Origin of the sequence: Microtetraspora malaysiensis, assembly GCF_001528665.1 — a bacterium.
Classification (GTDB): Bacteria; Actinomycetota; Actinomycetes; order Streptosporangiales; family Streptosporangiaceae; genus Microtetraspora_A; species Microtetraspora_A malaysiensis.
The window spans coordinates 78,003-92,258 of the sequence record NZ_BBYJ01000019.1 but is presented as its reverse complement, the minus strand read 5'-3'; the positions used below and the strand labels follow the sequence as shown (position 1 = coordinate 92,258).

Genomic DNA, 14,256 nt, shown 5'->3' with positions numbered 1-14,256 from the left:
AATCGGCCATCGTCGCCTATATGCGATGGAGATCGTTTCTTTGCTGACCTAATCTGGGATTCAGTCAGGGCACAAGTCCGCCGAACGGGCCAAAACCCGCCAGGTGGCGGTAACCCGCCGCTCCTCGCGGCCCGCACGCTGGCGGCGTTCGCGCGGCGCGGCCTCGCCAGCAGGCTGCCGGGCCGCCGCGCCCGCTATGTCGCCGTCGCCCCCGACATCGCCTTCAGGCCGTTGCTCGCCCATCAGGAGGAGGGGCTCCACCGGGTGCGTACGGCCATCCACGAGCTGACCAGCTCGTTCCACCTGGCCTCCCGCTACGCGACGCATCCGGCCGAGCAGGTAGAGGTCATCACCGGGACCGACAACATCATCAACAGGGCGTACGCGTTGCAGGACAGCGCCCAGGCCATGTTCCGCAACATCGACAAGCCCCCGTACGCCATGCGCAATCACGCCGACAACGTCGAGCGCGAGCGGCAGATGCTCAGGTCGGGCATCGAATACCGCACCGTGTACGACCGGGAGGCCCTGGAGATCCCCGGCAGGTTACGCCTCATCCAGGACTCCATGGCCCACGGGGAGAAAGCCCGCGTAGTGGCCGGGGCGGCGGCCAAGATATGGATCGCCGACGACGCGCTCGCGCTGATCCCCATCCGCAACGGGTCCTACTCCATCGACGCGGCGTTCATCCTGCACCAGTCCGCCCTGCTCGACGCGCTGATCGCGCTGTTCGAACTGGAGTGGCGGCGGGCGTTGCCCTTACGCGCGGCACCCCGGCCCACCGCGCTCTCCGAAGGGCCCGACGAGCCGACCAGAGAACTGCTCGGGCTGCTCGCGGGCGGCCTGACGGACGAGGCCATCGCGCGGGCGCTGGGGCTCGGGCTGCGCACCGTACAGCGCCGCATCCACGCCGTCATGCGCGACCTGAACGCCGTCACCCGCTTCCAGGCGGGGCTGGAGGCCCGGGAACGCGGCTGGATCTAGAAGGGGGCTCTGCCGGCCTGCGGCAGTTCGTGACGTCCTCGACCTGGGGCGCCCGCGCGGTGCGGGACAGGCCGGCCGGCGGGCGGTGGACGTGGTTCGGGGATGCCCGTTTCTGCCCGTTGGCGCCCCTAGCAAGATCGTTCTCATTGATAACGGTTGTCCGGTGGCTTCCTCAGCCCGGTGATGGCCCGGGCTGTGCCGAGCCGCTCGGTCGGCGGGGACCGAACAGGTCGGCCCTGTGGGCTGGGGTGCCGACGGCGGGGTAGCACAGGAGTATGGCCGTGCGAAGGCGCTCCGCAGCCCGCAGCTGGTCGTGGCGCGAGGCTCGTGGCCTTGTGGCCGTTCCGCTCGCGCTGATCGTCGCGATCACCGTCGTCAACCTGGCCACACCCAGTCACCTGCACCTCGGGCCGCTCCTGGTGGCCGCACCGGCGCTCGCCGCGGTGATCCTGGGGCGGTGGCTGACCGCGTTGACCGGTGTACTGGCCCTGGTCGGACAGGTGGCCATCGGCGTCATTCTCGGAGACCTCCCCACGACGGACCGCATAGCGCAGATGGCCTCCGTGGTGCTGGTCTCCGTCTTTTCAGCGCTCCTTTCCGCTCTGCGTGAGCGGCAGGTGAGGGAGCTGACGCAGGTGCGCCAGGTCGCCGAGATCGCCCAGCGCCTGGTCCTACGTCCGCTGCCCCCACGGATCGGACCACTGCGTGTGGCCGCGGCGTACCTGGCGGCGGAGACCGAGATGCAGATCGGCGGCGACCTGTACGCGGCGGCCCGGACTACCTCCGGCACCCGGCTGATCGTCGGCGACGTCCGCGGCAAGGGCCTCACCGCCGTGGGCGACGCGGCGCTGCTGCTGGGTGCCTTCCGAGCGGCCGCGCATCTGCAAGCCGGCCTGGCGGAACTCGCCGCCCACCTGGAAGCGGGCGTTGCCTGGCACCTGGCCGAGTCCTGTGCGCACGAGCAGGCGGAGGAAGGCTTCATCACCGCGGTACTGATCGATATTCCCGACCGCACGCCCACGATCCGGATGGTTCACTGCGGCCACCCTCCACCACTCCTGCTGCGGCGCAAGCAGATCATCGCACTCTGCGCCCGCAGCCCGGGCCCCCCTCTCGGCCTGCAACTGGGATTGCCCTGCCGCCAGGTCGAGACCTTCGATTTCAAGGCCGGCGACACCCTCCTCGTGTACACCGACGGAGTCATTGAAGCCCGCAACTCCCAGGGCGTCTTCTACCCACTCGCCGAGCGCGCCGCCGCCTGGACCGGGAAACGCCCGCAGGTCCTCGTAGAGCACCTCCGCACGGATCTACTCGCATACGCCGGCGGACATCTGGGCGACGACGCCGCCATGATCGCCATCGAACGCTCAGGTCCCGTCTCAGCTCCGCGGGAGGCACCCCACTACGGACGCCCGCCCGCGACGTACCCGAATTGAGGGCCGTCGTCGCTCAGGGTCCACACCGTAAGTGAATCAAGACCTTGGTCATGTGGGGTCACCGCAGGTCAGAGGCTGGAGCCAGATCCAAGCGATACGTACGGATCGCGGTGCCGGCGGTCACGGCGGCCCGCTCGTCCGCCGACAGCTCCCGGAGGCAGTCGTCGAGCGTCCCCAGCGCCTCGGAGTAGGAGGCGACCAGCTCGCACACCGGCCAGTCGGAGCCGATCATGAGCCGTTCCGCGCCGAACAGTTCCAGGGCGGTGTCGACGTACGGCCGGACGAGGGAGACGTCCCACCCGGGTCCGGCCTCGACCAGCAGGCCGGACAGCTTCGCGACGGCATTGCCGCAGGCGGCCAGGGGGGCGACGGCGGCACGCCACTCGGCGAACCCCTCCGCTCCCGCGCCGATCCGCGGTTTGCCGAGGTGGTCGAGGACGAAGAGCGTGCCCGGGGTGGCGCGCACCGCCTCGGCACACGCGGCCAGCTGCCGGACGTGGACGACGAGGTCGTAGGCCAGCCCCGCGCCGCCGATGGTGGCCATCGCCGCCCGCACGTCCGGGCGGGCGAGGTACTCCGGGTCGTCGACGCCCTGCAGCTGGTCGCGGACGCCGACCAGCGTGGCCCCGCCGGGCAGGTCGCGATAGGCCGCCAGGGTGGCGGGCAGGTCCGGGTCGGTCAGCGACGCCCATCCCACCACGCCCGCGATGCGGGGCGCCGTGGCGGCCAGCGCGAGGAACTCGGCGGTTTCCGCCGCGTCGCAGCGACCCGCCTCGACCAGCACGGTCGCCGTGACCCCCGCCGCCTCCAGCTGGGGCGTGAGATCGGCCAGGGTGTAGTCGCGCCGGATCGGCGCCAGATCCGGCGCGGACAGCCATGGGTAGTCCGCGGTCCAAACGTGGTGGTGAGCGTCGACGATCACGGCGTCGGCACCTCCTCCGGCAGCAGGCCGTCCTTCTTCAGGTCGGCCCACAACGCGCCGGGGATGTCCCACTCGAACATCGCGATGTTGTCGGCGATCTGCCCGGGATCCTGCGCGCCGATCACGACGGCGGCGACGGCCGGGTGACCCAGCGGGAACTGGATCGCCGCGGCCCGCAGGGGCACCCCGTGCCGCTCGCACACGGCCCGGATCGCCATGGCCCGCTCGACCAGCGCCGTACTGGCCGGGGCGTAGTCGTAGCGGGCGCCCGGCTTCGGGTCGGCGAGGAGGCCCGAGTTGTACACCCCGGCGGCGATGATCGAGATGCCCCTCTCCAGGCACAGCGGCAGCAACTCGTCCAGCCCCGACTGATCCAGGAGGGTGTAGCGCCCGGCGAGCATGAAGCAGTCGAAGTCACCGGCCCGGGCGAGCTCCGTCAGCATGGCCGTCTGGTTCATGCCCGCGCCGACCGCGCCTACCTCTCCCCGGGCCCGCAACTCGGCCAGCGCCGGAAAGGCCCCGCTCACCGCCTCCGCGAAATGGTCGTCGGGGTCGTGGATGTGGGCGATGTCGACCCGGTCTACACCCAGTCGCCGCAGGCTCTCCGCGTGCGAGCGGAGTACCCCCACGTAGGAGAAGTCGAAGACCGGGGCGAGATCGCTCGGCTCCGCCCAGAACTGCTGCCCGGCGTCTCCGCCTGGCACGAGCAGCCGGCCGACCTTGGTCGACAGCGCGAACTCCTCTCGCGGCTTGCCCGACAGCACCGCCCCGGCCCGGCGTTCGGACAGCCCGTAGCCGTACAGCGGGGCGGTGTCGAAATAGCGCAGCCCGAGGTCCCAGGCCGCCTCGACCGTCGCCCGCGCGACCTCGTCCCCTACCGGGGTGAACAGGCCGCCGATCGGCGCGAGCCCGAGCCCGAGCCGAGTCACCTCTACATCGGTGCGCCCGAGTCGCACCCTCTCCGTCGCCTTCACGCAGCCTCCAGGGAACCGTGGATCAGGCGGTGCGGCACCGCCCGGCTCGATGACATCGCCTCTTCCGCCGGGTTACGAGACGGGTCGCAGCCGCAGACCCTGCATGCCACCGTCCACGGCCAGCACCGTTCCCGTGGTCGCACCGGCGAGCGGACCGGCCAGGTAGGCGATGGCCGCCGCGACCTCCGCCGCCGTCACCAGCCGGCCCATCGGCTGGCGGGCGTCGAGCGCGGCGCGCTCGGCCTCCGGATCGTCGGCCGCGTCCAGCAGGCGGCCGACCCACGGGGTGTCGGCGGTCCCGGGGGTGACGCAGTTGACCCGGATCCCCTCACGCACGTGGTCGGCCGCCATGGCCAGGGTGAGCGAGAGCACCGCGCCCTTGGACGCGCTGTAGAGCGCCCGCTGCGGCAACCCGGCGGTGGCCGCGATCGAGCAGGTGTTGACGATCGCCGCGTGCGAGGAACCGCGCAGGTACGGCAGGGCCGCCCGGGTGACCCGGACCATGCCGACCACGTTGACGTCCAGCACCCGGGCCCACTCGGCGTCGTTGTTATCGTCGACGGTGCCGACCGCGCCGATCCCGGCGTTGTTCACCAGGATGTCCAGGCCGCCCAGGGCGTCCGCCGCCGCGTCGACCGCGGCCCGCACGGCGGCGGCGTCGGTCACGTCCGCCGTCACGCCGACGAACGGACGGCCCGGCGGGTTGAGGTCCAGGCACGCCACCGAGGCTCCCCGGGCGGCCAGGAACTCGGCGGTCGCCAGGCCGATCCCGGAGCCGCCTCCGGTCACCAGCGCCTTCAGTCCGGCGACTTCGTTCATGAGGCCCTCCAGGCGAGGCCGTCCGGATAACTGAACCTTGCGATCGACTCGGGAAGCATCGTGGAGCTGAAGCCGGGGGACGACGGGGCGCGGTAGGCGCCGTCCTCGATCACGACGGGATCGACGAAGTGCTCGTGCAGGTGGTCCACGTACTCGATCACCCGGTCCCGCAGCGTGCCGCTGACCGCCACGTAATCGAACATGGACAGGTGCTGGACCATCTCGCACAGGCCGACGCCGCCCGCGTGCGGGCAGACCGGTACGCCGAACTTCGCGGCGAGCAGCAGGATCGCGATGTTCTCGTTGACCCCGCCGACCCGCGCCGAGTCGATCTGGAGCACCGACAGCGCGCCGGCCTGCAGAAGCTGCTTGAAGACCACCCGGTTGGCCACGTGCTCGCCGGTGGCGACCTTGATCGGCGCGATGGCGCGGGCGACCGTGGCGTGGCCGAGCGCGTCGTCGGGGCTGGTGGGCTCCTCCACCCAGTACGGGTCGAACGGGGCCAGCTCGTTCACCCAGCGGATCGCCGGGCCCACGTCCCAGCGCTGGTTGGCGTCGACCGCGATCCGGAACCCCTCTCCGCAGACCTCCCGCGCGATCCGCATCCGCCGGACGTCGTCCTGCAGGTCGGCGCCGACCTTCAGCTTGATCTGCCGGAAGCCCTGCTCGACGGCCTCCTGGCAGAGCCGGCGCAGCTTGTCGTCGTCGTACCCGAGCCATCCGGGCGAGGTGGTGTACGCGGGATAGCCGGACGTCCGCAGCCGCTCGATCCGCTCGCGGCGGCCGGGCTCGGCGGCGCGCAGGATCTCGAGCGCCTCTTCCGGGGTGAGCGCGTCGGTCAGGTAGCGGAAGTCGACCAGGTCGACGATCCGCTCCGGCGGCATCTCCCCGAGCAGCAGCCAGAGCGGCTTGCCCTCGATCTTGGCCGTGAGGTCCCAGAGCGCGTTGACCACCGCGGAGATCGCCATGTGCATGACGCCCTTCTCCGGCCCGAGCCAGCGGAGCTGGGAGTCATAGACCATCTCCCGGTACAGGTCACCCAGATCCGTGACGTCGCGGCCCACCACGTACGGAGCGAGCGCCTGGATGGCGGCGGTCTGGATGTCGTTCCCCCGGCCGATGGTGAACGCGAAGCCGTGGCCCTCGTGCGGGCCGTCGGTCCGCAGCACGACGTACGCGGCCGAGTAATCGGGGTCGGGATTCATCGCATCCGAGCCGTCCAGCTCGCGCGACGTTGGGAACCGGATATCGCGCGTTTCCAGCGCGGTGACGGTCACGCTCACGCCTGACCCACCGTCTGCCGCTGCCGGCCCAGGCCGTCGATCTCCAGCTCCATCACGTCGCCCGCGCGCAGGTACGGCGTGCCGGGCAGGCCGAGCGCCACTCCCGCCGGTGTGCCGGTGTTGATCACGTCACCCGGCTCCAGCACCATGAAGCGGCTCAGATAGCGGATCACCTCGGCCACGGGGAAGATCTGGTCCCTGGTGTTCCCGTCCTGGCGGAGGTCACCGTTGACCCAGAGCCGCAGGCCGAGGGCTCCGGGGTCGCCGGCCTCGTCCGGGGTCACCAGCCAGGGGCCCAACGGGTTGAACGTCTCGCAGGACTTGCCCTTGTCCCACTGCCCGCCCCGCTCAAGCTGGAACTCCCGCTCGGACACGTCGTTGGAGATCGCGTACCCGGCGACGCAGGCCAGGGCCTCCTCGTCGGTCTCCACGTAGCGGGCCGTGCGCCCGATGACGACGGCCAGCTCCACCTCCCAGTCGGTCTTCTCGCTCTCCCGCGGGATGAGCACCTCGTCGTACGGACCGACCACGGTGTTCGGGGCCTTCATGAAAATGACGGGCTCGGCCGGGATCGCGGCGCCGGTCTCCTCGGCGTGGTCCCGATAGTTGAGCCCGATGCAAACGATCTTGCCCGGACGGGCTACCGGGGCGCCTATGCGCAGGTCCGTACCGGGTGTCAGGGCCTGGTCCGCGGGGCGCACAACGGGCAGGTCACCCCATTCGAGGGCCGATCTGATCCGGGCCATCCCTCCCGAGTCGAGGAAGGCGCCGTCGATCTCGCGCTCCCCGATGTCGCACAAGTTGCCGGCTCCGTCCAGCACCACCGGCCGTTCTTGCCCGACAGGCCCCACTCGCAGCAGCTTCACATCGCATCCCTGAAAGAAAGACATCGGATGTATGACTGGCAGATTGGGGTCATGAGCGCCTGATGTCAAGTTAAAATGGGGGTATACATCCGATCTCTTTTCCCGCGGGGGACGGGAGAGCGTCCGGACCGGCCGGCCCCCGCCGAGCGCTCAGAGCGCCCGGCGCAGCCACTCCTCGACCCCGGCCACGTGAACGGTGGCCCAGGCCCTGGCCACCTCGGGCCGGCGGGCGGCGATCGCGTCGCAGATCGCCGCATGCTGCTCCCGAGTCTTGGCGATGGCACCCTCCTGGGTGAGGCCACGCCAGACGCGCGCCCGGGTCGTCGGCCCGGACAGGCTCTCGACGAGCGAGCAGAGCACGGGGTTGCCGGACCCGGCGGCGATGTGCCGGTGGAACCGCAGGTCGTTGGCGACCAGTTCCTCGACGCTCGGCGCCTCCGGCAGCGAGGCGAGGATCTCGCGGAGTTCCTCGATCTCCTCGTCCGCCATGTGGATCGCGGCCAGCGCCGTCGCCGCGGGCTCCAGGATCTGCCGCACCTGCATGAACTGCAGCACCGTGTCGTCGCGGTGAAAGTCGACGACGAACGACATCGCGTCGAGCAGCAACCGGGGTTCGAGACTGGTGACGTAGGTGCCGTCGCCCTGCCGCACGTCCAGGACGTTGATCAGGGCGAGCGCGCGAACCGCCTCCCGCAGCGAGTTGCGCGACAGGCCGAGCCGCTCGGCCAGCTCGGCCTCCTTCGGCAGCCGGTCGCCGGGCGCCAGCGCACCGGAAAGGATCATCTCCTTGATCCTGTCGATCGCCGCGTCCGTCACCGCCACGGAACCACGTCCTCCAGCTCGTGCGGCGGCTGGGCACCGCAGACATCGGATGTATCAGTGTAGAACCGCGTCCGACCTTCCGCCGCCCCATGTCCCGCCACGAGGGCCGGACCGTCGGACGCGCCCCGCCTTCGAAGTTGATGGGCTGTACGAACCTTGGCCGGGCCGGTCACTTCGCCGGAAGGAAACCGCGGTCCCGGCGAAGCCCGCTTCGCCGGGCAGGCCGGCGGCCTCCTCGACGGCGTGTCAGCGCATGTCCAGTCGGGCGGCGCGGGTCAGTAGGTAGCGGCGCTCGGGAAGGCTGGTCGTGAGCCGGGCCGCGGTACGGTACTCCGCGATCGCGGCCGTCTTCTCGCCGGCCTCCTCAAGCAGGTGCCCGCGCACCGCGTGCAGCCGGTGATGGCCGGCCATCCGCTGGTCGCGGGCCACCGTCTCCAGGACGGCCAGTCCGGCCGCGGGGCCGCTCAGCATCGCCACCGCCACGGCGCGGTTCAACGTGACCACGGGGTTGTCGGCGAGCCGGTCGAGCACCTGGTACAGGGCGACGATCTGCGCCCAGTCGGTGTCTTCGAACCGCCCCGCCTCCGCGTGCACGGCGGCGATCGCGGCCTGCAACTGGTACGGACCCGGCCGCCTGCGCGGCAACGCGGCGGTCAGCAGCGCGATGCCTTCATCGATCATCGCCCGGCTCCACCGGCCACGGTCCTGCTCCGCGAGCGGGACCAGTTCGCCGTCCTGGCCGGTGCGGGCCGGACGGCGGGCGTCGGTGAGTAGCATCTCGGCGAGCAACCCGCTCACCTCAGGCACATCAGGCAGCAGCCGGTGCACCATCCGGGCCAAGCGGATCGCCTCGGTACACAACTCGCCGCGATGCAGCGATTCGCCTGCCGTGGCGGTGTAGCCCTCGTTGAAGATGAGGTACAGCACATGGAGGACGACGTCGAGGCGACGTACGCGATCCCGGTCATCGGGCATCCGGAACCGGCCGCCCGCTTCCAGAATGCGTTTCTTGGCGCGGCTGATCCGCTGCGCGAGCGTCGCCTCGGGCAGCAGGAGCGCGCGGGCGATCTCGGCGGTGGTCAGGCCGCCGACAGCCCGCAGGGTGAGCGCGACCTGCGCGGGGGGATTCAGCGCTGGATGGCAGCACAGGAACAGCAGCAGCAGGGTGTCGTCGGAGTCCCCAGCGGGCCGTACGTCGGCCGCCGGTAACAGCAGGTCGGCGGGCAGCGCGCGGAACGCCTCCTGCTGCTCCCGTCGGCGGCGGGCCTGCTCGCTGCGCAGCAGGTCGGTCATGCGGCGGGTGGCGACGGTGGTGATCCAGCCCGGCGGGTTGTCCGGCAGTCCCTGGTCCGGCCACTGGGTCGCGGCCACGAGCAGCGCCTCCTGAACGGCCTCCTCAGCGAGATCGAAGTGGCCGTAACGGCGGGTGAGCAGGGCGAGGACCTGCGGCGCGAGCTCGCGCAGCAGGTCCTCCATCCGCTGAGGGACGGTCACATCTCCCGGCCGGTGTCGTCCATGACCGGCCGCAGCTCCACCCGGCTCCGCACGATCGCGGCGAAGCGCGCGGCCAGCTCGACCGCCCGGTCGTGTGAGGCCACGTCGATGATCCCGAACCCGGCGAGTACCTCCTTGGCCTCGGCATGTGGTCCGTCGGAGGCGACGGGCCGTCCGTCGCGGATCTCCACCGTCATGGTGTGCGAGGGGTCGGCCAGCCCGAAACCGGTGACCATCTCGCCGGAGGATGCGAGGTCGGCGTAGAACTCCGACATGGCGCGGAAGTGTTCGGCGACCTCTTCTGGGGACCAGGTTGCCTCCTCGGCGCCGAGGCCGAGGGTGTCCCACGCCGACGCGTCGCCGAAGGTCATGATCATGTATTTCAAGGTTCCTCCACCCGCGTCATGTTCGACTCGTAGCCTCCGCCCGGCCACTGCCAGGCACCGGTGTTGCGCCCGCCATCGGCGTCGAACCTGCCCACGAACTTGGCCGGGGAGTCGACGTCGCCGTACCAGATCGTCAAAGTATCGCCGACGAGCTCGTATACGTACTCGAGAATCTCCCCGCTCTCGCCGAAGAAGTGCGACCGCAACTGGCCGCTTTCGGCGTGGAGGCCGATGTACTCGACCCCGCGGGTGACCTCGCCATCGTTGACGAGGTCGACGTGCTGCACCAGGAAGCCGCCGCCGTCCATCCACTCGTAGCGGGCCGTACCCGACATGCCGGGTCCGTCGATGGCCCAGGTGCCGACGAGCGGCTCCAGGCTGCACAGGTTGTTCGCTGTCGCGTTCATCGTGTTCTCCTGTGAGGTGAAAGGTGCCGGGATCAGCGGTGGCCGCGCCGCATTACCGCGACCGCGGCCGCGAGCGTCAGGAGGAACAGCGGCAGTGCCGGGCTGGTGCCGAGCACCGTGACGTTGGTGACGGTGGCGCCGATCATCAGCGCGACAAGCCCGGCCGCGGCAGCGCGGGCCGGTCGCGGGAGGAGTAGTCCGGCGGCGCCCGCGAGCTCGAGTGCGCCGACGACGATCCGCAGCCACTGGCCGGCGCCGATCTCGGCGAACATGGCCGTCATCTGCGCGGCGCCGAACAGCTTCAGCACCCCGCCGGAAGCGAACTGCAGGGCGAGTGCGAGCCGGACGACCCGGGACAGTGCGGTACGGATGCGGCTGCGCCTCGAGGTAGCGGTCGTCGCGGCTGACATGGTGGTGGCGGTCACGGTGGTCTCCCTGGTGTGTGCCATGCTTCACCCCCTCTGTCGGAGACGTACGGGCGGTCTCGACACGTCAGCCAAAATTTGTTCTTCGCGTGGCGACAAGGTTCAGCGCCGGGAAGTCCCCCTGGCGCTTTGCGCCTGCCGAGAACTGGGCGTGGCCGGGATGACCGACCGCCCCAGCCGGCCACCCATCAGCCGTGTCACCACCCTGCCCGGGCAGTACACCTAGCCCGGTGAGGCCGGACGTGAGCAGGCCCGGCTCCGGCCTTCCCGATCTCCTGCTCCACGTTTGCCAATTTACGTCTTGTTGGGCAACAAAAAATGAGCCAGACTCCTCCGCAGATCATTGCAAAGGAGACACAGGTGCGTTTCACACCCGTAGTCCGGCGGCTCGTGACGGCTGTCGCCGCTCTTCTGGCCGCCGCCCTCACCCTGACCGGTCCCGCGCGAGCCGATGGACCCGAACCGATCCGCGTCCTGCCCGGGGGAGGCGAAGACCACGTCACCGTGCTGATGGGCGGCGCGGCCAGGCGAGCCGACGGCATCGGCGTCGGCGGCGCGGGCGAGGGGCCGAAGAACTTCTGGCTGTACGGGCTGACCAGCCCGAGCCGCTGGCTGGAGTGGAGTGTTTCCGTCGCCCAGGCGGGCGAATATCACGTGAGCGCGTTGCTCGCCGGACAAAAAGGTCGCGCGTTCCGGCTGACCTCCGGCGGCGACACGCTCGACCTCACCACCGAGCGTGGCGGCTTCGACCGGGTCGAGGGCACGATCCGGCTCCCCAAGGGGACCAGCACGCTTCGGTTCGCCCCGCAGGCTGACGGCGACAACACCGACTTCAAGGCCCTGGAGCTGTTCCCCGCCGACCACTACGCCGCCTACCAACGGCGGGTCGACGCGTTCCGCGCCGCGGGAGCGCCCACGCGCGAGAAGTTCTCCAAGGCGGGCTACGGCCTGATGTTCCAGTTCGGTCCCTGGGGCTATCCAGAGCACGGGAGCCGGCCCTCCCTTGAGGAGTTCGCCTCCGGATTCGACGTCAAGCGGTTCGCCGACATGGTCCAGTCGACCGGGGCGGGGTACGTCACCTGGTCGATGACCTGGTGGACCTACCAGCTCGCCGCGCCGTCGACGGCAGTGGACGCGATCCTGGGCAACGGCGACCGGACCGCCGCGCGGGACCTGGTCGGGGACGTCGCCACCGAGCTGAAGTCGCGCGGCATCCAGTTCTACCTGTACTACCACACCGGCCAGGACAGCCACCTGGGCCTGAACTCCACCGACTGGTGGCGCGCCCAGAGCTTCCCCGACGAGTTCTCCACCACCGGCGGCGGGGACCGGCAGACCTTCTTCCGCAACTGGAAGTCGGTGATCGGCGAGCTGGGCGCCCGGTACGGCGACCGCCTGGACGGCTGGTTCTTCGACGACGGCCTGATCTACTACCCGGCGCCGTTCGAGGAGCTCGGCAAGGCCGCTCGCACGGGCAACCCGAACCGCCTGGTCAGCTACAACACCGCCGGGATGCCGCGGTTCACCGAGTTCCAGGACATGGCGTTCGGCGAGGGCTGCGGGTCGGCGCCGAAGACCGACGCGAACGGCATCGTCACCGAGGGTCCCGACAAGGGCATGTTCGCCCAGTGCATGTTCACGCTGGAGGACGACTGGGGCGTCTGGCACGCCGACCAGACGATCACCACGCGGTACTCCGGCCAAAGCCTGGCCGCCATGGTCCGCCGGGCCAAGGCCAACGGGTCGGCGCTGTCGATCAACATGATGATGTGGTACCCCGGCACTCCGGCCCCGGCGTCGCTGAAGGCGCTCGCCGACATGAAGGCGACCCTGGAGCAGCCCGAGCCCGTCGGCATGCGCAACGACGACGACCCGGACCTGGTCTACGAGGGCTCCTGGGAGCACGCTTCGGGCCGCGTCGGCGCGGGTGACTACCTGGAGGACGTGACCTATACCCGGACCGACGGCGACTCGGTGTCGATGACCTTCACGGGCACCGGCATCGACGTGCTCGGCCCAGTCGACGGCCAGGTGCTCGCGGACGTCTACCTGGACGGCACACTGGTCGGCCGGTTCGACCAGACGGGCCCCTACCAGCCGCAGGTCGTGTTGTACGGCGTGCGCGACCTGCCCCGCGGGTCCCACACCGTCGAGCTGGTCAAGCGTGGCGGGCCCTACCTGCAGATCGACGCGGTGAATCTGGTCAGCTGACCGGATCGGGGAGGGGGAGGCTGCCTTCGGTCAGCGCGAGCAGGACCGACAGCGCCGCCCCCTCGACGGGTCCCCAGGGGCCGAGCATCGACACCTCCAGGCCCGGAGCCTCGCCTCCGGGCGTGAGTACGGCCGCCGCGTACGCCTCGCGGGCCGGGTCGAGCATCCACGGGGCCAGCCGCGCGTAGTGGCCGCCCAGCACGACCGCTCCCGGGTCGAGCAGCGCCGACACCACCGCCGCGCCGCGGCCCAGCCAGCGCCCGGCCTCGGCCAGCGCGTCCAGGACCGTGGAGTCGCCGCGCTGCGCCAGCCGTACCGTCTCCTCGACGGCGTCGGCGAGCGAGCGGGCCGGACCCCGGCGGCGGTGCCCGGCGAGCGCCGTACGCACGATCCCGGCGAGCCCGGCCCGGGTCTCGAAGCAGCCGGAGCGGCCGCACACGCAGCGCTTGCCGCCCGGGTCCAGCATGATGTGACCGACGTCCCCGGCCAGGCCGCGTGCGCCCCGCCAGAGCCGGTCGCCGGTGATGATCCCGGCGCTGATGCCGTACGTGCCGGTCAGGTAGACCAGGCTCGTCCCGGCCGCCCCGTCCCGCAGGCGGGCCCGGCGCTCGGCCAGCGCGGCGTAGTTGGCGTCGCTGTCGACCAGGACCGACCCCCCGAGCGCCGCTCCGCCCAGCGCGTCGGCCACGCCCGCACGCAGGGCGACGTCGTGCCAGCCCAGGCTCGGGACGTACTTCACCGTGCCGCTGCTGGCGTCCACCAGGCCGGGGACGCAGACCCCGGCGCCCAGCGGGATCCTGCCGGTCGCCGCCACCGAGTCGGCCACCTCGCGCAGCGCCCCCGCGGCGACCCGGAGGAGCGCGCGCGGGTTACCGGGCTCGGGTTCGGCGGGGCGCTCCACCCGCAGCAGTTGCCCGCCCCGCGGGGTGTAGGCGGCGACGAGGATGCGGTCCAGGCCGATCTCCAGGCCGAGCGAGGCGTACCGGTCGTCGTCCACGTCCAGCAGCGTGGTGGGACGACCCCGGCGGCCCTGCGGAGGAGTCGGGATCTCGCCCACCAGCCCACGCCGCATGAGGTCGTTGACCAGGCTGGATGTGGTCGCACGGGCGAGGCCGACGCCTTCGCCGAGCTCGGGGCGGCTGAGGGGGCCGAAGTCGATGAGATGCCGGAGCAGCCCGCGCAAGGTCGCGTCGGTCTCGGTGGTCACGATCACAGCTTGCCCGGTTC

14 protein-coding genes are annotated in these 14,256 nt (G+C 71.0%); 3 read left to right on the top strand and 11 right to left on the bottom strand.

The features are described 5' to 3' along the window. Positions 1-231 precede the first annotated feature (231 nt). Complete coding sequence (locus AWQ71_RS25040; RefSeq protein ID WP_157570548.1) at positions 232-984, top strand: helix-turn-helix domain-containing protein; 753 nt, start codon at positions 232-234, stop codon at positions 982-984. A gap of 281 nt (positions 985-1,265) precedes the next feature. Then, complete coding sequence (locus AWQ71_RS25035; RefSeq protein WP_218001954.1) at positions 1,266-2,420, top strand: PP2C family protein-serine/threonine phosphatase; 1,155 nt, start codon at positions 1,266-1,268, stop codon at positions 2,418-2,420. A 58-nt stretch (positions 2,421-2,478) separates the two neighbouring features. Here AWQ71_RS25035 and AWQ71_RS25030 read toward each other — a convergent pair whose 3' ends face one another. The 10 genes from AWQ71_RS25030 to AWQ71_RS24985 all read right to left on the bottom strand — a co-directional run bounded on the left by AWQ71_RS25030 (position 2,479) and on the right by AWQ71_RS24985 (position 10,842). Then, on the bottom strand, positions 2,479-3,342 hold the full coding sequence (locus AWQ71_RS25030) for an amidohydrolase family protein (RefSeq protein ID WP_067137319.1): 864 nt from the start codon (positions 3,340-3,342) through the stop codon (positions 2,479-2,481). Beyond that, entirely contained in the window at positions 3,339-4,316 is a 978-nt protein-coding gene (locus AWQ71_RS25025) for an aldo/keto reductase (protein WP_067137317.1), read from the bottom strand. Before AWQ71_RS25025 ends, AWQ71_RS25030 begins: the two co-directional genes overlap by 4 nt. Positions 4,317-4,388: 72 nt before the next feature. Continuing rightward, entirely contained in the window at positions 4,389-5,135 is a 747-nt protein-coding gene (locus AWQ71_RS25020) for an SDR family NAD(P)-dependent oxidoreductase (protein WP_067137315.1), read from the bottom strand. After that, positions 5,132-6,418 carry an L-fuconate dehydratase gene (locus AWQ71_RS25015; protein ID WP_067137313.1) on the bottom strand — a complete coding sequence of 429 codons (1,287 nt, stop codon included), beginning with the start codon at positions 6,416-6,418 and terminating at the stop codon, positions 5,132-5,134. Before AWQ71_RS25015 ends, AWQ71_RS25020 begins: the two co-directional genes overlap by 4 nt. After that, the gene (locus tag AWQ71_RS25010) at positions 6,415-7,284 is read right to left on the bottom strand and encodes a fumarylacetoacetate hydrolase family protein (RefSeq protein WP_067137311.1); all 870 of its coding nucleotides are present in this window, start codon (positions 7,282-7,284) and stop codon (positions 6,415-6,417) included. The genes AWQ71_RS25015 and AWQ71_RS25010 overlap by 4 nt, the downstream gene beginning before the upstream one ends. Before the next feature lie 150 nt (positions 7,285-7,434). Continuing rightward, a complete protein-coding gene (locus AWQ71_RS25005; RefSeq protein WP_067137310.1) occupies positions 7,435-8,106 on the bottom strand; it encodes a FadR/GntR family transcriptional regulator in 672 nt (223 codons plus the stop codon). Between the two features lie 246 nt (positions 8,107-8,352). Further along, on the bottom strand, positions 8,353-9,600 hold the full coding sequence (locus tag AWQ71_RS25000) for an RNA polymerase sigma factor (protein ID WP_439650378.1): 1,248 nt from the start codon (positions 9,598-9,600) through the stop codon (positions 8,353-8,355). Beyond that, complete coding sequence (locus AWQ71_RS24995) at positions 9,597-9,977, bottom strand: YciI family protein (RefSeq protein WP_245658454.1); 381 nt, start codon at positions 9,975-9,977, stop codon at positions 9,597-9,599. The genes AWQ71_RS25000 and AWQ71_RS24995 overlap by 4 nt, the downstream gene beginning before the upstream one ends. 5 nt (positions 9,978-9,982) lie before the next feature. After that, positions 9,983-10,393 (bottom strand): hypothetical protein, encoded by a 411-nt coding sequence (locus AWQ71_RS24990; protein ID WP_067137304.1) that lies wholly within the window; start codon positions 10,391-10,393, stop codon positions 9,983-9,985. A gap of 32 nt (positions 10,394-10,425) precedes the next feature. Next, on the bottom strand, positions 10,426-10,842 hold the full coding sequence (locus AWQ71_RS24985) for a DoxX family protein (protein WP_218001953.1): 417 nt from the start codon (positions 10,840-10,842) through the stop codon (positions 10,426-10,428). Between the two features lie 336 nt (positions 10,843-11,178). Here AWQ71_RS24985 and AWQ71_RS24980 point away from each other — a divergent pair, with 336 nt between their 5' ends. After that, the gene (locus tag AWQ71_RS24980) at positions 11,179-13,029 is read left to right on the top strand and encodes an alpha-L-fucosidase (protein WP_067137302.1); all 1,851 of its coding nucleotides are present in this window, start codon (positions 11,179-11,181) and stop codon (positions 13,027-13,029) included. Here AWQ71_RS24980 and AWQ71_RS24975 read toward each other — a convergent pair. Further along, entirely contained in the window at positions 13,022-14,236 is a 1,215-nt protein-coding gene (locus AWQ71_RS24975) for an ROK family transcriptional regulator (protein ID WP_169806623.1), read from the bottom strand. The genes AWQ71_RS24980 and AWQ71_RS24975 overlap by 8 nt on opposite strands. Positions 14,237-14,256 lie beyond the last annotated feature (20 nt).

Excerpts from the sequence above, each read along its gene's own strand:
- AWQ71_RS25020 (WP_067137315.1), bottom strand. The coding sequence starts at position 5,135 with ATGAACGAAGTCGCCGGACTGAAGGCGCTGGTGACCGGAGGCGGCTCC.
- AWQ71_RS24995 (WP_245658454.1), bottom strand. The coding sequence starts at position 9,977 with ATGATCATGACCTTCGGCGACGCGTCGGCGTGGGACACCCTCGGCCTC.
- AWQ71_RS24990 (WP_067137304.1), bottom strand. The coding sequence starts at position 10,393 with ATGAACGCGACAGCGAACAACCTGTGCAGCCTGGAGCCGCTCGTCGGC.
- AWQ71_RS24985 (WP_218001953.1), bottom strand. The coding sequence starts at position 10,842 with ATGGCACACACCAGGGAGACCACCGTGACCGCCACCACCATGTCAGCC.